General features: G+C 53.0%; 20 protein-coding genes and 1 pseudogene. 11 read left to right on the forward strand and 10 right to left on the reverse strand.

Translation table 11 applies throughout. The features are described 5' to 3' along the window. Window positions 1-44: 44 nt before the first annotated feature. From AL515_RS04580 to AL515_RS04600, 4 genes are all read left to right on the forward strand, one after another. Window positions 45-1,520 carry a fructuronate reductase gene (locus AL515_RS04580; protein ID WP_061067152.1) on the forward strand — a complete coding sequence of 492 codons (1,476 nt, stop codon included), beginning with the start codon at window positions 45-47 and terminating at the stop codon, window positions 1,518-1,520. 132 nt (window positions 1,521-1,652) lie between these two features. Then, window positions 1,653-2,426, forward strand: a complete 774-nt coding sequence (gene uxuR / locus AL515_RS04585; RefSeq protein ID WP_003033268.1) for a Uxu operon transcriptional regulator — start codon at window positions 1,653-1,655, stop codon at window positions 2,424-2,426. A 638-nt stretch (window positions 2,427-3,064) separates the two neighbouring features. Then, window positions 3,065-3,268 (forward strand): hypothetical protein, encoded by a 204-nt coding sequence (locus AL515_RS04595; protein WP_071887314.1) that lies wholly within the window; start codon window positions 3,065-3,067, stop codon window positions 3,266-3,268. Window positions 3,269-3,389: 121 nt separating this feature from the next. Then, entirely contained in the window at window positions 3,390-4,382 is a 993-nt protein-coding gene (locus tag AL515_RS04600; RefSeq protein ID WP_061067154.1) for a porin, read from the forward strand. 642 nt (window positions 4,383-5,024) lie between these two features. Here AL515_RS04600 and AL515_RS04610 read toward each other — a convergent pair. The 6 genes from AL515_RS04610 to AL515_RS04635 all read right to left on the reverse strand — a co-directional run bounded on the left by AL515_RS04610 (window position 5,025) and on the right by AL515_RS04635 (window position 10,057). Beyond that, on the reverse strand, window positions 5,025-5,276 hold the full coding sequence (locus AL515_RS04610) for a DUF3343 domain-containing protein (RefSeq protein ID WP_061067156.1): 252 nt from the start codon (window positions 5,274-5,276) through the stop codon (window positions 5,025-5,027). Then, entirely contained in the window at window positions 5,273-6,040 is a 768-nt protein-coding gene (gene yjiL / locus AL515_RS04615; RefSeq protein ID WP_061067157.1) for a putative 2-hydroxyacyl-CoA dehydratase activator YjiL, read from the reverse strand. Before yjiL ends, AL515_RS04610 begins: the two co-directional genes overlap by 4 nt. A gap of 9 nt (window positions 6,041-6,049) precedes the next feature. After that, a complete protein-coding gene (locus AL515_RS04620; RefSeq protein ID WP_061067158.1) occupies window positions 6,050-7,201 on the reverse strand; it encodes a double-cubane-cluster-containing anaerobic reductase in 1,152 nt (383 codons plus the stop codon). 95 nt (window positions 7,202-7,296) lie between these two features. Next, on the reverse strand, window positions 7,297-7,761 hold the full coding sequence (locus AL515_RS04625) for a GNAT family N-acetyltransferase (protein ID WP_061067159.1): 465 nt from the start codon (window positions 7,759-7,761) through the stop codon (window positions 7,297-7,299). A 13-nt stretch (window positions 7,762-7,774) separates the two neighbouring features. Then, window positions 7,775-9,055 carry a DUF445 domain-containing protein gene (locus tag AL515_RS04630; protein ID WP_061067160.1) on the reverse strand — a complete coding sequence of 427 codons (1,281 nt, stop codon included), beginning with the start codon at window positions 9,053-9,055 and terminating at the stop codon, window positions 7,775-7,777. Window positions 9,056-9,130: 75 nt separating this feature from the next. Beyond that, complete coding sequence (locus AL515_RS04635) at window positions 9,131-10,057, reverse strand: LysR family transcriptional regulator (protein WP_061067161.1); 927 nt, start codon at window positions 10,055-10,057, stop codon at window positions 9,131-9,133. Window positions 10,058-10,276: 219 nt separating this feature from the next. Here AL515_RS04635 and AL515_RS04640 point away from each other — a divergent pair, with 219 nt between their 5' ends. Both AL515_RS04640 and metC read left to right on the forward strand, forming a co-directional pair. Further along, window positions 10,277-11,509 (forward strand): dicarboxylate/amino acid:cation symporter, encoded by a 1,233-nt coding sequence (locus AL515_RS04640; RefSeq protein ID WP_061067162.1) that lies wholly within the window; start codon window positions 10,277-10,279, stop codon window positions 11,507-11,509. Window positions 11,510-11,540: 31 nt separating this feature from the next. Continuing rightward, complete coding sequence (gene metC, locus AL515_RS04645) at window positions 11,541-12,731, forward strand: cystathionine beta-lyase (protein ID WP_048212806.1); 1,191 nt, start codon at window positions 11,541-11,543, stop codon at window positions 12,729-12,731. A gap of 80 nt (window positions 12,732-12,811) precedes the next feature. Here metC and mdtM read toward each other — a convergent pair whose 3' ends face one another. The 3 genes from mdtM to AL515_RS04660 form a co-directional block, all read right to left on the reverse strand. Continuing rightward, window positions 12,812-14,053 (reverse strand): multidrug efflux MFS transporter MdtM, encoded by a 1,242-nt coding sequence (mdtM, locus tag AL515_RS04650; protein WP_105242143.1) that lies wholly within the window; start codon window positions 14,051-14,053, stop codon window positions 12,812-12,814. 325 nt (window positions 14,054-14,378) lie between these two features. Then, a complete protein-coding gene (locus AL515_RS04655; protein ID WP_061067163.1) occupies window positions 14,379-15,029 on the reverse strand; it encodes a LysE family translocator in 651 nt (216 codons plus the stop codon). 48 nt (window positions 15,030-15,077) lie between these two features. Further along, window positions 15,078-15,893, reverse strand: a complete 816-nt coding sequence (locus AL515_RS04660; RefSeq protein WP_061067164.1) for a helix-turn-helix domain-containing protein — start codon at window positions 15,891-15,893, stop codon at window positions 15,078-15,080. Between the two features lie 188 nt (window positions 15,894-16,081). On the opposite strand from AL515_RS04660, the pseudogene AL515_RS04670 reads away from it, so the two are divergent. After that, window positions 16,082-16,456: pseudogene (locus tag AL515_RS04670) on the forward strand (ISNCY family transposase); the annotation flags it as partial. Window positions 16,457-16,507: 51 nt separating this feature from the next. Here AL515_RS04670 and AL515_RS04675 read toward each other — a convergent pair. After that, window positions 16,508-17,920 carry an aminotransferase-like domain-containing protein gene (locus tag AL515_RS04675; RefSeq protein WP_061067165.1) on the reverse strand — a complete coding sequence of 471 codons (1,413 nt, stop codon included), beginning with the start codon at window positions 17,918-17,920 and terminating at the stop codon, window positions 16,508-16,510. Between the two features lie 177 nt (window positions 17,921-18,097). Between AL515_RS04675 and AL515_RS04680 the strand changes: the two genes are divergently transcribed. The 4 genes from AL515_RS04680 to AL515_RS04695 all read left to right on the forward strand — a co-directional run bounded on the left by AL515_RS04680 (window position 18,098) and on the right by AL515_RS04695 (window position 21,002). Further along, window positions 18,098-18,262 (forward strand): DUF1127 domain-containing protein, encoded by a 165-nt coding sequence (locus AL515_RS04680; protein WP_071887315.1) that lies wholly within the window; start codon window positions 18,098-18,100, stop codon window positions 18,260-18,262. Between the two features lie 147 nt (window positions 18,263-18,409). Beyond that, window positions 18,410-18,874 carry a MarR family winged helix-turn-helix transcriptional regulator gene (locus AL515_RS04685; protein ID WP_061067166.1) on the forward strand — a complete coding sequence of 155 codons (465 nt, stop codon included), beginning with the start codon at window positions 18,410-18,412 and terminating at the stop codon, window positions 18,872-18,874. Between the two features lie 6 nt (window positions 18,875-18,880). After that, complete coding sequence (locus AL515_RS04690; RefSeq protein ID WP_061067167.1) at window positions 18,881-19,948, forward strand: HlyD family secretion protein; 1,068 nt, start codon at window positions 18,881-18,883, stop codon at window positions 19,946-19,948. After that, the gene (locus AL515_RS04695; protein WP_061067168.1) at window positions 19,938-21,002 is read left to right on the forward strand and encodes a DUF2955 domain-containing protein; all 1,065 of its coding nucleotides are present in this window, start codon (window positions 19,938-19,940) and stop codon (window positions 21,000-21,002) included. Before AL515_RS04690 ends, AL515_RS04695 begins: the two co-directional genes overlap by 11 nt. Window positions 21,003-21,088 lie beyond the last annotated feature (86 nt).

Here is a 21,088-nt window from a genome sequence, read left to right on the forward strand (position 1 = left end):
TCTTTTCTCATCCGTTGGCCTTTCAACGGGTTCTGGAGTTCACGATGACAACGACAATTGCCAATAGCGACCTGCCGGTTGCGCGCCCTGCATGGGACCGCTCGCGCCTGCAATCCCGCATTGTTCACCTGGGATGCGGCGCTTTTCACCGCGCGCATCAGGCGCTGTATACCCATCATTTGCTGGAAACCACCGACAGCGACTGGGGGATCTGTGAAGTTAACCTGATGCCGGGTAACGACCGCGTACTGATTGAAAATCTGCGCAAGCAGCAACTGCTGTATACCGTGGCGGAAAAAGGCGCGGACAACACCGTGCTGAAAGTGATCGGCTCAATGAAAGAAGCGCTGCACCCGGATCTTGACGGCTGTGACGGTATTTTACAGGCGATGGCGCGCCCGCAGACGGCAATTGTTTCGCTGACGGTCACCGAAAAAGGCTACTGCACCGATGCGGCCAGCGGTCAGTTAGATCTCAATAACCCGCTGATTAAACACGATCTGGCGAATCCGACCGCGCCGAAATCGGCGATTGGTTACATCGTACAAGCGCTGTACCTGCGCCGTGAGCAGGGGCTGGCGGCTTTTACCGTGATGTCCTGCGATAACGTGCGTGAAAATGGGCATGTGGCGAAAGTCGCGGTACTGGGGCTGGCGCAGGCGCGCGACCCGCAGCTGGCGCAGTGGATTGAAGCTAATGCGACTTTCCCGTGCACTATGGTCGACCGCATTGTTCCGGCGGCGACGGCGGAAACGTTGCAGGAGATTGCCGACCAGTTGGGCGTTTACGATCCGTGTGCTATCGCCTGCGAGCCGTTCCGTCAGTGGGTAATTGAAGACAATTTTGTCAACGGTCGTCCTGACTGGGACAAGGTTGGCGCACAGTTCGTAGCCGACGTGGTGCCGTTTGAAATGATGAAACTGCGTATGCTCAACGGCAGCCACTCTTTCCTCGCATATCTGGGCTATCTCGGCGGCTATGAAACCATCGCCGATACCATGACCAATCCGGCGTACCGCAAAGCGGCGTTTGCGCTGATGATGCAGGAGCAAGCGCCGACGCTCTCGATGCCGGAAGGCACCGATCTCAACGCCTACGCCACGCTGCTGATCGAGCGTTTCAGCAACCCGTCTCTGCGCCACCGTACCTGGCAGATTGCGATGGACGGCAGCCAGAAATTACCGCAGCGCCTGCTGGATCCGGTGCGTCTGCACCTGCAAAACGCCAGCGGCTGGCGTCACCTGGCGCTGGGCGTGGCGGGTTGGATGCGCTACACCCACTGTGTGGATGAGCAAGGGCAGGCCATTGATGTTGTCGACCCTATGCTGGCTGAATTCCAGCACATTAACCAACAGTACCAGGGCGCCGAGCGCGTGACGGCGCTGCTGGGGCTGTCTGGCATTTTTGGTCATGACCTGGCGGAAAACGCTGGCTTTGTGGAGACCATTATCGCGACGTATCAACAGCTATGTGAACACGGCGCACGTGAGTGCGTTGCGGCATTAAGCGCTGACGCATAACCTCCGAACTATGACGGGTCAATCAAAATATTGGTTTGGTTGACCCGTTTTCTGTTTTTGGCTTCCCGCAAATGCTATAGTTCGATACCTATTCCCCGTATCTGACTACACGCATCTGACGGACGTAACACGATGAAATCGAACACTTCTCAGCAAAGACCCTACCAGGAAGTGGGTGCCATGATCCGCGATCTGATTGTTCAGACGCCGTACCAGCCCGGTGAGCGCTTGCCGCCAGAGCGTGAAATTGCCGAGATGCTCAATGTCACTCGTACGGTGGTTCGCGAAGCGTTAATCATGCTGGAAATTAAAGGCCTGGTGGACGTGCGCCGCGGGGCCGGGATCTACGTGCTCGACAACGCGGACGCGCAGACTATCGACAGTACGGATGCAAATCATTGCAATGATGCGGGCCCGTTTGAGCTGCTGCAGGCGCGACAACTGCTGGAAAGCAATATCGCCGAATTTGCCGCGCTGCAGGCTACCCGCGAAGATATCGTCAAAATGCGCCAGGCGTTGCAACTGGAAGAGCGGGAGCTGGCGTCCAGTGAGCCGAACGGTTCTGAAAGCGGCGACATGCAGTTCCATCTCGCCATCGCTGAAGCCACGCATAACAGCATGCTGGTGGAGCTGTTTCGCCAGTCATGGCAGTGGCGTGAGAACAACCCGATGTGGATCCAGCTCCATAGCCACCTCGACGATACTCATTACCGAAAAGAGTGGATGGGCGACCACAAGCAGATCCTGGCGGCACTCATTAAAAAAGATGCCCGCGCGGCCAAGCTGGCCATGTGGCAGCATCTGGAAAACGTCAAACAGCGTCTGCTGGAGTTTTCAAATGTTGATGACATTGATTTTGATGGTTATCTGTTTGATTCCTGGCCGCTGGATAAAGTTAACGCCTGATTTTCCTTCCCTTTTACAACGTGGGCCATTCCGGCCCGCGTATCACTTCCCGCTGATTTTCGCTGACTATTTTCCCCGTCTGGACGCGACGTAAAATAATGTTTCCATCAATGCTGATGGCATTTTTTGCAGCGTAATTGCGGAGCGAAAATTGATATATATCAATTAAAAATAACTTATTTTCGCGTGCAAAAAAATGCACCATTTACCTTATTTTTACCTTTTCGTGCTTATTTTTCGACAAAACAGGTCAATGCGAAGTGAGAATCACACTGATTTGCCCAACGGTTAGTGCCGTTAATGTGTACTTAAGGGCGTATAAAAACAGAGGGTTTAGATAAAAGTAGACATTAATCACGCTCTGTAACTTATTGGTCAGAATGATGTTTTGTTTACGCAGGTTGATTACTCGTCCAGCCTCTCCCATTTTAATCAAATGAGTAAGAACAAATATTCGTAAAGTAAAAATTACACATTATTCTACAATCAAGTTATCTTTCATTTGAAATATCGTTCCACTTTTTTTGTGTTTATTAACAGTTTCATTACTATTGTGATTTTTTTTTGCCGTTGACATGTTTTTACACTGACTGCATATTTCATCGCCATAAGCGTGTTATTACGTTCAGGAGTTAAAAATGCCTTCTCGAGATTATCCCGATATCCGAAAAGCCAGAGGAACCCGATCTAAAGATATGGTTCTTTTAAGTGCCCGTGTTGATACTTCTCTTTGGGAATATGTCCGAACACTGGCATTTGAAACGCGTAAAAGTAAACAAGATATTATTGCTGAAGCATTAATGTTGCATCGCTCAGTTAATGAGAGTGAAAGTCTCGAGTAATTATCGCTGTCCGGTTTTGATTGAAAATCCAAAAATGAATTATGTCTTGCCACTTCATTATTACCTTCATTGGTATTTTTTTTGGTGTGTTATTGGTATTGCCCCTTAATCCATAGCTGCAATGGCATTAGGGGTAACCTCCGTTCATGCAGCGGAAATTTATAATAAAGATGGCAACAAGCTGGATCTCTACGGCAAAGTAAAAGCAGCCCATTCCTGGACTGATGGTACTAATGCTGATGAAACCTACACACGTCTGGGTTTTCGCGGTGAGACGCAAATCAACGATCAACTTACCGGTTACGGCCAGTTTGAAAGTCAGTTTGATGCCGCTAAAGCAGAAGGTTCTCAGGATGGCGTTAATACACGTCTGGCGTTTGCTGGCCTGGATTATGGTCATGACGTCAGTTTTGACTACGGTCGTAACTATGGCATCGCTTACGATGTGGGAGCTTATACTGATACTCTTTCAGAGTTCGGCGGCGACTCCTTTGAGGATACTGACCGTTTCCTTACTACACGCACTTCTGGCGTTGCAACACTCCGCACCAAAAATCTGTTTGGTGCCGTTGATGGTCTGAACATCGGCGCGCAATACCAGGGTCAGGATGATACCAATGGAAATCCGGCTAAGCAGCACGGTAACGGCTACGGCTTCTCCCTGGGCTATGACAATATTGCGGATTCCGGTGTTTCTGCCATTGCGACCTACACAAATAGCTCAATTACCGCAGACCAAAAGAAAGGCAATAAAGACGGTAAGTGGGAAGGCAATAACGCTGAGTTCTGGGGCGCTGGCCTGAAATATGACGCGAATGCTATCTACGTTGCGACCCTGTACGGCGAGTCCCATAATCTGATTCAGGGGGTTGATAAAGCACAACATTTTGAAGCGATGGCTGCCTATGTGTTTGATTTTGGCCTGCGTCCGAACGTGGCATACGTGCATACGCGTGACACCAATAACAACACGGATAAGACCGAATACGTTGCGCTGGGTACTGATTACTACTTCAACAAAAACATGGTGGCTGATGTGGGTTACAAAATTAACCTGCTTGATGGCAAAAACGACGATAACCAGGTTGTTGCTGGTCTGACTTACCAGTTCTAAGTTTTTGTAATGATTGAACAAGGTGTCTTTAGTAAGACGCCTTTTTTACATATGATTTTGAGGCTCATATCGGTTGGTTTTGTTCCGACTGCAGATCGCTAAATAGCCATTTCCAGATATCCACTTTTACCCATGCAACGGCACAGAGAATGAGGTAAAAAAGAGGATTATGCGTAATGGAAATACGCATGACTTCCATCGGAAACTTTCCAGAAGCCCATTGCCACAAGAAAACGGTTGTTAACAGAAATATAATCAACAATCCTGCTGCACCAAATAGACCAAAGTTTTTATAATCGCCTACCGTGCTAATTAAACCAGCCAGAATAATCAACCCAAGTATGAGTTTTTTAACCTCGACATGTGCTCTTCCCGCAAGTGTTGTTGCAATTTAAGTAATATGTCCATTTTTACGCATGTACTATCAGCAAATGTATATACATAAAAGTAAATTATAAAGTTTTTAGAGAGGTGTTTGACTGTTATTTACAGGTTATTAAATGCTGACATTTAATTGCAGAACAATCTGATGAAAATATATTTATGGCGTTAGCGGAGTGATGGTCTTTACAGACTATAAGCGGTTGTTTATACCCTGGATAATTCGAGTATATATCAGCGTTTCGCGCTAATCAGGCGTGTTCAGGAGGCGGGGAACGCGGCTATACAGCGCCAGTTTCCGTTTTCCTGGCGGTAGATAGATTCGGTATGCCCAGGGATCACCCATTCTTCTTCCATGCCAGTAGCACAGTCGATGTAGATGCAGAGTCCGCAACCACCGCGTAGCTCGCGGGGAATATCCGCCACCCGAAAGCGGACCCCTGCGGCCTGTAGCGCCTTGCGCATTTTGATGACACCGACAGTGGAATAAAACAAGAACAGCGTTTCCTTCACTGACGTTTCCCCTGACGCTGGCCTATCAACGCCGCTCCGATTGCACCGGCAAACTGTGCGTCGGGATGCGTGTGTACGGGAATGCCTACATGACCTTCGAGCATACGGGCAAAGGCGTGACAGTGGCTGACTCCGCCTGTAAATAACAGCGGTGCTTGTGCTGAAAGCCGCCCGATGAAGTTAGCGCTGCGTCTGGCCATTGCGTTGATCACGCCAGCCAGAATCGCCTCTGGCGCGATGCCCGCAGAGCGCAGGCTAATGACTTCTGACTCGGCAAATACTGTACACATGCTGGTGATAGCATGCGGTTCGACGCCAGCAGTAATCGTATCCAACTGCTCTACGCTGGCTCCGAGGGTGCGTGAGATAACATCCAGAAACCGCCCGGTTCCGGCAGCGCACTTGTCATTCATTAAGAAATCGCTGAGATTGCCATCGTCATCCAACTGGATGACTTTACTGTCCTGACCACCGATATCAATCACTGTGCGGGTGCCGGGAGCCAGCAATCGCGCACCAAGCCCGTGGCAGGAAATTTCAGTGACCTGTTTGTCGGCATAATCGACGAGCTGCCGTCCGTACCCGGTGAGGGTTAAAAATGGTCGGTTCTCCAGCCCAGCCTGCAACGTTTCCCATGCCTGCGCGATCGCGTCCGCGGGGCGAAAAGGCGTTGGGCAAAGGAAGCGGCGTCTGATGACGTTACCTTCCAGCAAAACGCCTTTCGTCGCCGTGGATCCAGAATCAATCCCAATTGAGTATGTCATCTGCGTTTCTCACAACATCTCAATGAATGCGGCGACGCGGGTACTGAGCTGGCCGATATCTGCGCTGGAATAGTCGGTTTCAATCGCGATATAAGGAATGTTGTGCTGTTGGCGTACGTGACGCTTAATAGCGAGTGATTCAACGGCGTAGGTGTGGCAAGCCTGCAAAATAACATCGACGACGCCGTCAGCCTGGTACTCTTCAACCATTTGACTGAGCATTTTCAGGCGTTGATCGTTAGGAGAAATACAGGAGCAGCCGATGGCGAGGTATTTATCAGTCAGCGCGTCGTAGACATCGCCGGTTTCCGCCACGCATTGTTCGGTGGCCTTTGCGCCGGTGCAGTTTTCATAACCCACGACCCAACCACCGTTTTCTTCAATGGCACGAACGACTTTCTCTGCCGCGCCGCCAATGGGGCAGCCGGTTATCAGGATGCGCGGACGTGACGCCAGACGTTTCCCTGCCTGCCATTCCAGATGTACGCGCTCGGCCATGCTATTAAGCTCGTCGATCAACGCTTCTTTATCAAAACGGAAGGTGGCGCCGTAGACGACTTTCAGAATGTCACTGCCGCTAAGCGCGGGTGGGTTAAGTTGGCCAACGCGGTAGAAATTCGCCAGCGCCCGGCGTTCCTGGTTTTTGAGAATAACGGCTTCACGCAGCGCAGCTTCGGTAATGGCTGTGCCAAAACGGGCTTCGACGACCTGCTGCAGACGCCGGATCTCGGCTTTCCATAGCGCACGGGAAGCCGCATCGCTGGCGCTGTTGGGCAGTTGCATTACATGTACCGCTTTAAATTCGGCCATGTACTCGTACATTTTCTTTTTACCATCGCAGGTGGTTTCGCCCACCACCAGGTCAGAGAAATAGAAGTAGGGGCATTTGTCGGTTTTGCCAAACCCGTAGCTGCTTTTGATTAGCGGACACAGGTTCCGCGGCAGATCTTTTTCGGCCTCTTCAATGGTTTCATCAGAGGTCGAGCACAGGGAAACGACGACCGCGCCCGCCGCCATCGCAATCTCCTGCGGCATAAAGGTGCAATAGGTCCCAACGAGCGGAATACCTTGCTCTTTAAGATCCATTACGGTGAGAAAACCTTTCTGACGGGCGTCGGAGAATTGATTGAAAATAGCGGGTAAATCGGTGATTAGCGGCATGATTTTCCTTCCCCGTAACACGGGAGACAGTAAAAAGACGCCGCATTATAACCCTGTAATATGTCAGGTTTTATTGATGTGCAACAATTGCGCGTTTACAGATTACGGCTGTAGACCCGCGAGACTTCCCCCCACGGATGATAGCCTGGCCCGTCAAAGTAAAATCCCGCTTTCTCGTATAAACCTTCCAGGTCAGTACACAGATGGAGCTGCGTAAAACCCAGCTGTCTGGCCTGCTGTGCAATATGTTCGATCAGGCGAAACGCCAGACCGTGACCACGATAGCGAGGATCGATATAGAGCGCGCATAGCCACGGCCACAGTTCGCCGCGACTAATAAAATCATTGGTGATCAATCCAGCGCAGCCAACAATGCTGCCACCATCCTGTAGCCAGTACCACTGCGGTAGCGGGTTCTTTGCGCCAATACAACGGCGCAATGCATCCTCGTATACCGCCATGGAGTCTTCTGAGGCCCATTGTTGCTGAAAGTAAGCGGTGATCTCGTGCAGCTTTTCTGGCGTCTCGCGCAGGGAAAAAAGGCGGATGCTCATCGTCATTGAATCTTTCTCCTTAAAAATTCGCCAGCGTCAGCAGGGACGGAATTTGCGACAACAGATATAACACCAGCCCGATTGAACCGCCAACCAACGTGCCGTTGACGCGAATAAACTGCAAATCTTTACCGATGTTTAACTCAATTTGCTGCGACATATCGCGCGCATCCCAGCTTTTCACCGTGTCGCTAATATGGCGCGTCAGGAAGGTGGCGAACTCCGGGGCAACTTTATGCGCGGCCTGCTCCAGATGCCCATTCAGTGAGGCACGCAGGGCGCTGTCGGCTACCAGCGTTTCGCCGAACCACTGCCCGGCGCTGGCGATGCGCTGCTTCACGCGGGAATCATCTGCGTTAATGTCGGTTTTCACCCATTGACGCAGGTCTGCCCACAGCTCGCCAAGATAACGGTTGAAGGCTTCATCTTCCTTCAGATAGCTTTTCAGGCTTTCGGCCCGCGCGGCCATCTCCGGATCGTGTTTGAGCTTATCGATGAGCTTAAACGTAGCGCGATCGAAGGCATGGCGGATCTGATGCGCGCGATCGTGGCTGATGTCATCCAGCAAGGAGTTAACGGCATCAGACACCAGCTCGGCGCTGTGCTCGCCCAGCCATTCGGTTGGCAGGATCTTCGCTTTCAGCGGATGTTCGGTTTCCAGCCAGTGCACTACCTGTCTGGCGATAAACGCTCGCGAGCTGTCGCGCTGGAGCAGGGCGATCAGTTGGGCGATCAGCGTGTCGAGCAGCACCTGATGGCGATTGTTTTTGGTCATGCTTTCCAGCATCAGCGCGCTGGTTCCGGAGAGATCGACCTTGTCGATGGCCTTGTGCACTGCCCGCTTGATCAGCCGCTGAATGCGCGAGTCGTCGGTCAGCTCGAGAAAACCGCTCATGATCTGCAGCAGATGCTGGCCGATGCGCTGGGCGTTTTCCGGCTGGCTGAACCAGTTGCCGATCAACAGCGCCGGTTCATGGCGGCGGATCAGGGCTATCAGCGACTGGGTATCGAGGAATTTCTCTTGTACAAACTGACCAAGATTTTCGCCGATTCGGTCTTTATTGCGCGGGATAATAGCCGTGTGTTGCGAGATAAACGGGATCGGCACCCGGCGAAAAAGCGCCACCACGGCAAACCAGTCCGCCAGCGCGCCGACCATCGCCGCTTCAGCAATCGCTTTGAGCCCGAGTACCCAGAAGTTAGGCGGCAAAAACAGCGTGATGACGAAGGTCGCGGCAGCGATCAGCAGCAATGAGAGCGCCAGGCGCTTGGCACGTTTGAGTTCAGCAATTTTATTCATAGGCTTAAGGATAGAGCCAGACGGGGGGATCGCGCAAAAATTGTGGCGCGTCTCCCATTTTCAGGTGGGAAGCGTTTATCCTGGGATCCAGTTATCCCACGCCGGTAAGGGACCAAGTTCTGCGACCAGAAAATCGATAAACGAACGCACCTTCGGATTGCTGTACTTGCTGGGAAAGTACAGCGCATACAGGGCATGAGTTTCACAGGTGATGGTGCCGTCGAGCATCAGCGGTGTTATCTCTTCTTTTTGAATATGATCGCCAATCAGATAAGTGGGCAAATACGCCACCCCCTGATCTTCTAGCACCGACTTCAACAGCACCAGACTGCTGTTGGCCTGGATCGGCATATGCAGTTTTAACTGATGCAGTCGATCCTGTTCATCTGCCACCTTCAGTACCGGCGTGAGGCCCGGGTAAACCAGGCAATCATGATCTACCAGATCGCTGCGACGCTGGGGCATGCCTTTTTTGGCGAGGTAGCCGGGTGAGGCACAGTACGCCCAGCGAACAGGCACCAGCTTGCGCATCGCATAGTTTTGCGGCGGCGCGGTGGAAATTCGCAGGGCAATGTCGAAATCCGTTTCGTTCAGATTGACGAAGTTATCGTTGAGATCGATATACAGATTCACATCCGGGAACTGGGAGCGATATTTATCCACCAGGTTTACTAGCCGGGAATAACCAAACGCAATTGAGCAGGTTATGCGTAATTCACCCTGCGGGCTGTGGTAATAACCGGAGGTGGTATTCAGCGTTTCATCGAATTCTTTCAACAGCTTATTAGAGCGGTTGAAGAGATATTGCCCGGCATCGGTCAGGGTAATACTGCGGGTGGTGCGTTTAATTAATGTCGTGCCTAACGTATCTTCCATCGCTGCCAGGCTTTTGCTGACCGCAGACGGCGAGACGTTGAGCTGCGCCGCGGCTTCTGACAATCCTCCGCAGTCGACGATTTTAGTAAAAAACTCCAGATGCTTGAGTGAAATCGGCGTACTCATAATTTCCTTAAATTCACAAGTGATTTGCAAAAACGGTACGAATAGGCCGTTACATTCGCCTTTTAAACATGCAACTATTGAATCACAGGAAACAACTTGCTGGCAAAATGAAAAAATAACAACTTAGGTGAGTTACGTCACAAAATAAAAGGAGGCGAAACGGAAACTCATCACATTGTGAATTTAATCTCATTAATTATTATTCTAAAGGTACCGATTATGTGGTCACGACTCGAACCCTACAGATCGTCGATTATTTTATTAGTTGCTCTGGTGATTGGCGGCTTATTAGGTATTTATGCCCCATCGTTTGCAGGTAAACTCCAGCCGATAGGTCAGATATTCCTGAACCTGTTATTTATGATTATTGTGCCGCTGGTGGGGATCAGCGTCATGTCTTCCATCGCCAGTATGACCGACCTGAAAAGGTTGGGACGTATTATGGCGATTATCTTTATTGTTTCGATCGCAATGGCCTTTATTCCTGCTGCTGGGATCGTCGCGCTGGCGCTATGGTATAACCCGGCACAGGGCGTCACTATCGATCTCTCGCAGTCGGTGCAGGCGGGCAGCGGCAAGATGGATTTTGTCAGCATGATCACCACCAGCGACTTTATCGGACTGTTTTCTAAGTCCAATATTCTGGCGCTGATCGTAATGGCGATCATCGCCGGTGTGGCGATTGGGCAATCGGATCAGGCGGGTAAACGCATTGCGTCGCTGCTGGAAGATGCCAATACCGTGATCATGAAGATCGTCTCGATCATTATGAAGGTGGCACCGGTTGGTCTGGGCTGCTATTTCGCGGCCACCATGGCCAGTCAGGACTCTGCACTACTGTTAACCTTTGCCCGCGCTATCGGCCTGTTTATGGTTGCTACGCTGGTCTACTTCGTTTTTGGCTCGATTCTCTATTCGTATATTGGCGGCGGCGTTCCGGCGGTCAAAGCCTTCTGGCGAAACGCGATTGAACCTTCAGCCACCGCGCTGGGGACCTGCTCTTCACTGGGAACGCTACCTGTAACCCTGCGCGCCGGTAAGGCGATGGGGATTAACCCGGAAATCGTTGATGTTTCCATTCCGCTGCTGGTTAACCTGAACAAGGGCGGTGTGGCGATGATTGCCGCGCTGAAAATCGTCTTTATCTATTCCGTGCTGGGCATGGAGTTCACGACCGAAACCTTCTTCCTGACGATGCTGATTGCGGTGCTCTCCGCCATTATCGTTGGTGGCGTGCCGGGCGGGGCGTTCCTCGGTGAAATCTTTATCGTCACCACGCTGGGCCTGCCAATGGAAGCGATTCCGATGCTGGTGGTGCTGGGCACCATTACCGATGCGCCGGCCACACTGATTAACGTTATCCATGATTTGAATGCGGCGCAGATTGTTGAACGGTTCGCAGGAAAAAAGCAGACCAACACTGAAATAAACTCTACTGCTGCGGTGGTATAGGTATTCACACGGATTAAGAACAGGAGATGTTATGAAAGACGCAATGAAGCTTGAGACGCACCTGGTTGTTGCGGGTCGCGACAAACGTTATACCCAGGGAGCGGTGAATCCGGTTATCCAACGTGCCTCTTCACTGGTGTTTGATACCGTGAAGGACAAGAAATTTGCCACCGCCAATCGTGCGAACGGCGAGCTGTTTTACGGTCGTCGCGGGACTTACACCCACTTTGCTTTCCAGAAGGCCATGAGCGAACTGGAAGGCGGCGTTGGCTGCGCGCTGTACCCGTGCGGCGCGGCGGCGGTGACTAATGCGATTCTGGCGTTTGTTCAGGGTGGCGATCATATCCTGATGACCGGCGCGGCCTATGAACCAACTCAGGATTTTTGCAATAAGATCCTGAGTAAATTCAATGTGGAAACAACGTATTACGATCCGCTGATTGGTGCAGGTATCGTCGATCTTCTGCGTCCGGAAACGAAGGTTGTATTCCTTGAGTCACCAAGTTCTATCACCATGGAAGTCCAGGACGTGCCGGGGATGGTGAAGGCTATCCGCGCGGTGAATCCGGAGATTGTCATTATGATCGACAACACCTGGGCGGCGGGCGTGCTGTTCAAAGCGCTGGATTATGGCGTGGATATTTCCATTCAGGCGGGAACGAAGTACACCATCGGTCATTCGGACGGCATGCTGGGCACGGCGGTGTCTAACGCCCGTTGTTGGGATCGTCTGCGCGAGAACTCCTACCTGATGGGGCAAACGCTGGATGCCGATACCGCCTACAACGGCAGCCGCGGATTGCGCACCCTGGCGGTACGCCTTAAGCAGCATCAGGAGAGCAGTATCCATATTGCCCGCTGGTTGTCGGCCAGACCGGAAGTGGCGCGGGTGAACCATCCGGCGTTACCGGAATGTCCGGGCCACGAGTATTTTCAGCGTGATTTTACCGGAAGCTCAGGCCTGTTCTCATTTGTGCTGAAAAAGAGACTCACCGACGAACAGATGGCGAATTTCCTCGATAATTTCTCGCTGTTCCATATGGCCTATTCGTGGGGTGGATTTGAGTCGCTCATTCTGGCGAACCAGCCGGAAGAGCTGAACAGCATCCGACCGGCTGGAGAGGTGGATTTCAGCGGCACGCTGGTCAGGGTACATATTGGCCTGGAGGATATTGGCGACCTGATTGCCGATCTCGAAGCGGGATTTGCACGCATTGCGTAAGGTGATGTGATTAGTGCCGGATATGGCGCAAGCGCCTTATCCGGCCTACATAGTTGTCGTAGGCCGGATAAGCGGGCAGGTTAGTTTTCAGTGGCTAACGTCGTTGCCTCATGCTGGCGCACTCGTTTGAGCAAGGCTGCCAGCGTGAACACGACAGCGATCCCCGCCACAACCGCCAGCAGATGAAACGAAATCCTGCCGCCGTTAAACCATAGCCAGCGTCCAATTTCGACAGAAACCGCCATCACCGTCAGGATCACCATATTCAGCGACGCGGAAACCGTGCCCTTCGGTAAGTTGTTGGAAAACAGCGTAAAGCGGAACAGCGTCGGGAAGATCATTCCAATGCCAAACGCATACAGGCTCGTTCCCAGCACTGACCACAGCCAGACGTGCGGCCACAGCAAATTACCCGCGATCAGCACCGCTAACCCGCTCAGTTGAACAGGCACGGCGCGCCAGATAAAACTGGGTTGGGTTGGATCCTTCACAAAACGAACCACCACCATATTGGCGACGATCACCGCGCCAAACACCGGCGCCTGCGCCCAGGCAAACTGCGATGTAGTCATGCCGCCCGCATCAATCAGGATCACTGGTGAGACTGCCACCCAGCTCATCATCGGGATATAGCTTAGCGATAGCGTGGCTGCGCCAAACAGGAATACCCGGTTGCGGAAAACGTCGCGGAAATCGCGCAGTACGCCACGCGCGCTAAACGGCAGCGTGCCGCGCTGGACGGTTTCTGGCATGGCTAACGCTAACCCAATCAGGGCGATAAACCCCATGACGGCAATAATGGCAAACAGAAACTTCCAGTGGACAAAGTGCATCAGCGCCGCTCCGGAGAGCGGGCCGATAACCGGTGCAACCAACACAATGGAAGTGATTATCGCCATTAGCTTAATGGCCTTCGTTTGCCCAAACGCCTCCTGCACCGTGACGTAGCCTACGGTTGCGATAAAGCAAATGCTGGTGCCCTGCACAAATCGGGCGATCAGAAATTGCGTCATTGAAGTAGTAAACAGCGTGGCAGCGCAGGCGAGGGTAAAGATTAACGCCCCCGCAATCAGTACGGGTCGGCGGCCAATCCGGTCGGAAAGTGGCCCCAACAGCCATTGCAGCGCCATGCCGCCTGCCAGATAGAGGCTCACCGCAGCGGGAGCCAGGCTGACGTCGGCGTTGAAATCGCGTACGACATTAATGATGCCGGGCTGAATCAGGTCCGTCGACAGATAGGCGGCGAAATCATACAAAATCAACGCAATAGGAAAAAATAGCGTCGTAGCGCGTTGGGAGAAAAACGCGAGAATCCGTTGCATAAAACAGCTCCTTGTCGGGAGAAAACCTTCAACGGGAATAGCGAAATTCAATACCGTCTTTGAGACGTCAGGCCGATGACAGAATAAAAGCAGACTGCAAATGTACTGAATTTCATGTAATCAAAAACGCTGCCTGCGTGAAGCGCAAACAGGAGAAACGCTCACTAACGCGGGGTCAGAAAACGTAACGATTACAGGTAACAATCAGCACATCGCACCTCAGGAAGAATTGGTTGAATGGATAATAGCCACCCAAAGTGTAATGCGGATTGGATATTAATTAAACGAGTTTATCCTGTTTATGTGTAGAAAATCGCAACGCAAATCAGACTACAATGCTCTGCAAAAACCGCAGCGCGATAGCACAACCGAAGATAATCAATACACCGCCAGCGATACGCTCTACCCACAAGATCCCTCTGGTTAACCGCCGCTGGATCTGCGGTAAACCGATGAACATTACGATCAGCAGATCCCAGAACAGCACCACGCTGGTCATCCAGATCCCGCTCACGGCTTGTTGCAGCAGCGTCACCGACGGGCCGAGCAGGGCGGTCATCAGCGCCAGATAAAACAGCGCATTTTTGGGGTTAAGCAGTGACGAACCTAGTCCCAGCAGCAGCTGTTTACTAAATCCTGGACAAGCAGACAGGGCGTCCGCTCCGGTCAGAGTTTGCGGGCGGCTGCGTATCAGCAGGCTGCCTATCCACAATAAATAGAGCGCGCCCAGCAGCTCAATAACCGTAAACAGCAGGGGAAGCTGGCGCAGGATCCCCCAACCGATAATCGCCAGCAGGATATACAGCCCGTTGCCGACGGCGATACCCACACACAGCCCGGCGCTGCCGCGCATCCGGTATCGTACGGCATAACCGACCAGTAAAAAGAAGTCCGGACCGGGGCTTAGCAGAGCAACAAAATGCGCCAGCGCCAGCGCGGGAAAAGCAGACGGAAAAAGTACAGTAAGCAGTGACATAGTGACCTCAGACAATGAATCTGAGAGAACTGTACGCCTGACGCAGCGCTAATTATTGTCTGATATTGATCGTCCCAACGCGTACTGGCGCGGCGTGGCTGCGGTGTAGCGGACAAAGGTGCGATGGAAATGGCTCTGGTCGGCAAACCCGCTCTGATAGCCGACATCGGCAATCTCATCCCCGGCACGAAGCCGCTGGCGGGCATAGTCAACCCGCAAGATGTTCAGATAACTTGCCGGTGTGAGTCCGGTGTCCTGCTTAAAGGTACGGATCAGCGTTTCTTTACGCATGCTGCACTCTTGCGCCAAATCGCCCAGCGAGGGCGGAGCCTGCAGGTTGGTCTGCAACCGCTCGCGCAGATACTGGCTGGCGGCGCTTAGGTTTTCCGGTGCTACCGACTGCAATGGCAGCGAGCGCAGCAATGCTTGTGCGGCATCCGTTACCCGCGTCGTTTGCCGTTGCTGCATAAGTGCCACAAGATCCAAATAGCGCTGGAATAATTGCGGATCGCGGATAACGGGATCGCGCGAACAAAGCAGTTGGTTGTTGTTCTGCGCAGGAAGACTAGCAAGACACCACTGGGTATCAAGATAAAGCATGTGATAGCTGCGAAACTGCCCGTTAACGGGGTTGCAGCTGTGGGGTGCCAGTGGCGGGATCACAATCAGAGCGCCCACTTTCAGACGGTATTCCTTGCCATTGCACTGGCAGCATGTTTCCCCCTCAAGAATTGCCCCGATTGAGAGCTGAGGGTGGTGATGTCGTTTATAGGCCTGCTGGCTTTGCCAGGTGCTGCGCAGCTCCAGCCACGGGAGCTGTTCATCACGCCAGAACGACTGTGGAATATCCCGGGTGTATGTCATATCGCGTCCTCCCTGAAAGTGATGATTTGTTATAGCACAGGCTGCGCGGTCAAAAAGCGGGAATGCGTATTGAGATAGCGATTCTGCGTGACGGGTTCCAGACAAATGCAGACGTTACATAGGGACGTTTTTATCCCGGAAATCGCCTCGCAAACAGAGAAAGTCGGGGGTGAGGGCGAGGCGTACCTATGGGACTGGTTGAGCAAATTGTTTCTCTGTTAGTTACTGGGTCTACTAATGACAGCCAGATGAAGACGCTGTTTAATTATATTTTGCGAACCGGCGATGCACCTCGATTCAATGAGTTTATTCGTGGGGTTGCCGAACGTTCACCGCAGCATAAGGAGCATTTGATGACGATCGCGGACAGATTGCATGAGGCTGGATTTCAAAAAGGGTGGCTCGAAGGTCAGCAAAAAGGTAAGCAGGAAGGTCTAATTCAGGGACGACGTGATGAAGCGCTCCGTATTGCCCGCACTATGCTGACCGACGGTATCGATATCAATACGGTACAACAAATTACCCGGCTTTCCGCCGACGATATTCACGGCTTAAGCCATTAAATATGACTTGAACCGCGCAATCGCCAGCCCGGTAGCACCGGGCGGTCTGATTTACTCCATTGCCGCCTTTACTGCTTCCCCGAGCTTTTGCATCACTTCCTGATGCTTCTCGTTGGGCGGCAACGCGCAGTTGATGCGCACACAGTTACGATACTTTCCGGATGCGGAGAACAGCGATCCCGGTGCGACCTGTATTTTCAACCGACAGAGCTGCTTAGCAACGCAGACCATATCGACCTGCTGCGGCAATTCTACCCACAGCATAAAGCCGCCTTTTGGTCGGGTGACGCAGATCCCGCAGGGGAAGTACTCCCGTACCCAGCAGGTGTAGATCTCCATATTGCGCTGATAAATCTGGCGCATGCGTCGGATATGACGATGGTAATGCCCCTCGCGCACGAAGGTGGCGGCCGCCAGTTGCGTGGCAGGAACGTTGGTGCCAATGACGGCGTACTTCATGTGCAGGAGTTTGTTGTAATAGCGACCGGGAACCACCCAACCCACGCGTAGACCAGGGGCGACGGATTTGGTAAACGAACTGCAGAGTATTACCCGACCGTCGTTATCCCAGGAGTGGATAGTGCGCGGGCGCGGATACTCTGTGGCCAGCTCGCCATACACATCGTCTTCAAAAATAACAATATCGTGACGCTGGGCGAGGGCGAGCACCGCCCGCTTACGCGTATCCGGCATAATGAATCCGAGAGGGTTGTTGCAGTTGGGAACCAGCAGCACGCCTTTGATCGGCCACTGATCCAGCGCCAGCTCCAGCGCTTCAATGCTGATCCCGGTGTCAGGATCGGTTGGGATCTCAATCACCTTGATGCCTAAGCCGCGTAGCAGCTGCATCGTGCCATAGTAGGTGGGTGATTCAACGGCAACAATGTCCCCAGGCTGGCAGACCGTCAGCAGCGCCAGCGACATTCCGCTCTGGCTGCCGCTGGTGATAACAATATCATCCGCATTGACGACTGAACCGCTGTCCAGCATCAGGCGCGCAATCTGACTGCGCAGTTCACGGCACCCGGAGATTTCATCGTAGCCCAAAATCGCTTTCAGATTATGCTGCGCCACGCGGCTTAACTCGCGCCAGAGCGGCTTCAGGCTGGGTTGATTGATATCGGGCACGCCACTGCTGAAAGGCGTGATGGATTTGTCCGCGTTGCCTTTCAGCATATCCAGCACCTGATCCCACTGGGTTATCTCCACTGGACGCTGGACCGGTCGCGACATCAGCGGCACCGGAGGCTGCGCTTTTTGCGGCGCGACAAAGTAGCCGGAACGTGGCTGGGGGGTGATCAACTGACGCTGTTCCAGCGTCTGATACGCCTGCTGAACGGTGCTGATGCTGACCCCGTGCTCCTGGCTCAGGCTGCGTACCGAAGGCAGTTTTTCGCCATGGCGATACAGCCCTTGCTCAATGCGTTCGGCCAGCAGATTGGCCAGATGTTGGTAACGGGTCATGCTGTATCCCTCATGGGTACCATACAGATTAAAAAACCAGTACAGATTGGCGTAATTAATGCGATGCAGAATCCTTTTTAACCAATCTGTATGTTAAATAAAAGTACTTTGTGAGTCTGTATTGTGCCTGGCCAAATCCGTGAAGATAAAGCCTCTGGCAAGACGGGGAGGCAAGGTATGGAATTTCACGAAAATAAAGCAAAGCAGCCGTTTATTGGATTTGTGCAGATCTGGCAGGTGATAAAACGCTGGCATTTGCGGGCGCAAACGCGGCGCTTATTGCAACAGATGAGCGACGAGCGGCTGCGGGACGTCGGGCTGCGACGCGATCAGGTGGAGTGATTTTCTTTCATCGGCAGAGGCTGGGGGTCATCGCCCGGCCTCTTTTGTATTCATGGTATTTATCAATTCATGCTTCTGAATGATGTGTTTCTTGATACTTACCATGATAAGTATTATTTTCTTCATCAGCGATGAGGGGAAGGATACATGACTGAAGATGAACTGTTTGCCCGCCGCCCGATGGGGATGCGCATGGCAATGGTGGTGCGCCAGTGGCGGGCCATTATTGATGCAGCCATTACCGACACTGGTCTGACGCAGTCAAGCTGGACGGTACTGATGCAATTGTATCAACTGGGAGACAACGTCTCGGTCAGTGAACTGGCACAGGTGCAGGGTATTGAACTGCCGCCGCTGATGCGTACCCTCTCACAGCTGGAAAAGCACGGCTATCTGCTGCGTACCACATCGCCTTATGACAAACGCATTCGCCTGCTCACGCTGACCGCGCAAGGCCGCACAAGGCTGGAAGAACTAAACCGGTTGATTGAGAACTATCAACATCGCGTTACGAGTACCATCCCTGAAGCGGAGCTTGCCGCCTTCAGCTCGACCTTAAATCAACTCGCCTGCAATTTGCGGACAATCCGCGAAGAAGACAATCAACACTAAAAAACTATGATGACCCCAGAACAAAAATTTGCCCGTTGGGTAAGGGTGAGTATTGCCGCTTTCCTGGTCATATTCGCCTGGTTTATCGTTGCCGATATCTGGATCCCGCTGACGCCGGACTCCACGGTGATGCGCGTGGTAACGCCCGTTTCCTCACGCGTATCCGGCTACGTCTCGCAGGTGCATGTACATAACAATAGCCAGGTGAAAAAGGGCGACTTGCTGTACGAACTGGATCCGACGCCGTTTATCAATAAGGTCGAGGCTGCGCAAATCGCCCTTAAGCAGGCAAAGCTGAGCAACCAACAGCTGGATGCGCAGATCGCCTCTGCCCGTGCCAACCTGCGCACCGCGCAATTCAACGCCCGGAACGACAAGACCACCTTTGACCGCTATCAGCGCCTGAGCGCCATGCAGAACGTGTCGCAAGCCGATCTCGACAAGGTGCGCACCGCCTGGCAAACCAGCGAGCAGTCGGTGTCGGCGCTCAACGCCAGTATTCAGAACCTGCTGATCCAACGCGGCGAGCGCGATGAAAACCGCAACGTGACGCTGCAAAAATACCGTAATGCGCTGGAAGAGGCGCAACTGAACCTCGGCTGGAGCAAAGTCTATGCACAGACCGACGGTACGGTGAGCAACCTCCAGCTTAGCCCCGGGCTTTACGCCACCGCCGCCACGCCGCTACTGGCGCTGGTCAGCCATCAGACCGATATCGTGGCCGACTTTCGCGAGAAAAGCCTGCGCCACACTAAAGTGGATACCGATGCCGCCGTGGTGTTCGACGCCATGCCGGGCAAGGTTTTCTCTGCCCGCGTTACCAGCAGTGATGCCGGTATTCTGGCAGGACAGGAGCAGGTTAACGGCCAGCTGTCGCAACCGGAACAGTCCACCCGCTGGGTGCGCGATGCCCAGCGTATGCGTATTCACGTCGCGCTGAACGAACCGCTCGACACGCCGTTGCCGACCGGGGCGCGCGCCACGGTACAGCTGTACAACAGCGAGGGGATGTTCGCCCGCACCTTTGCTGGGGCGCAGATCCACCTTGTCAGCTGGCTGCACTATGTCTATTAACACCCTGGCCCACGTCTTTACGCCGCACGGGAATATTGTCTACACCGCCAATGATTTTCGCCAGACCCTGCGTATCTCGGTTGCCGGGACAATCGCGCTGAGTATCTCGACCTTTTACAACGTGCAGTACGGCGTGTTCTTTGTGGTTTATCCGCTGATGCTGCTGTCGCTGGTGCCGGTGTTCAACCGCCATGTGGCCAAACAGTTTGTGTTCAGCGCGGCGGTGAACTGCGTCGAAATGGTACTGATTGTCGGCTATCTCTCGCAATGGCCGCTGATTATGACGCTGGTGGTATTTGGCCTGTACGTGATGCGTTTTCGGTTGATGAGCAAAGGACCGCTGTTTCTGTTCGGCTCAATGGGCGTGGTGTGCCAGAGCACGATGCTCAACTTTATGAGCTATCCCACCACCAACTGGCATACGCTGATGTTCTCCAATATGGAAGCCTGCGTCATGGCGGTGGCGCTGAGCGCGTTGCTGCATTATCTGATCCCGGATGCAGAGCCCCGCCAGCCGCCCCCGCGCATTGAGAAAGATGACGCCCGGGTTCGTCACGAATCGCTGCTTTCCGGTTCGGTGGCGACAATGACTTTTGTGGTCTTTCAGGTTTGTGACCTGAGCGATTCGCTGTCGGCGCTGATGGCGGGCATTTTGATCCTCTTTCCGATGCATTATCGCGGCGCGGTGTTGAGCTCTCTCTGGCGTGTGGTCGGCGTGGTGCTGGCTTGTCTGTACATTCTGCTGGTGCAACTGCTGGTGTATGATTTCAGCAACCATATGCTGCTGATGATGCCGCTGATTGGCCTCGGGCTGGCGTTCAGCGCCCGCCTGCATGTAATGGAAAAAGTCGGTGCGGGCGTGGGTTTTGCTAGTATCACCACCATCGGCATTATGTTCGGCCAGAACCTGCATCCGGACAGCGATCTGGTGTTCAGCGATCTCTACCGCATCACCTCCGTTACCGTCGCGCTGCTGGCCACGCTCACCCTGGTATTTCTGGTGCACCGGATATTGAACTGCTTTGCGGCGACACTATTTGTGATCACCGAGTGAGTGGGGTTGTGAGTGCAGGATGGCGGCGTAAACGCCTTATGCTACCTACGAGAAAACGCTATTTCCAGGCCCGGTCACATCGCGTC

The organism is Citrobacter sp. FDAARGOS_156 (assembly GCF_001559235.2).
GTDB classification, from domain to species: domain Bacteria; phylum Pseudomonadota; class Gammaproteobacteria; order Enterobacterales; family Enterobacteriaceae; genus Citrobacter; species Citrobacter youngae.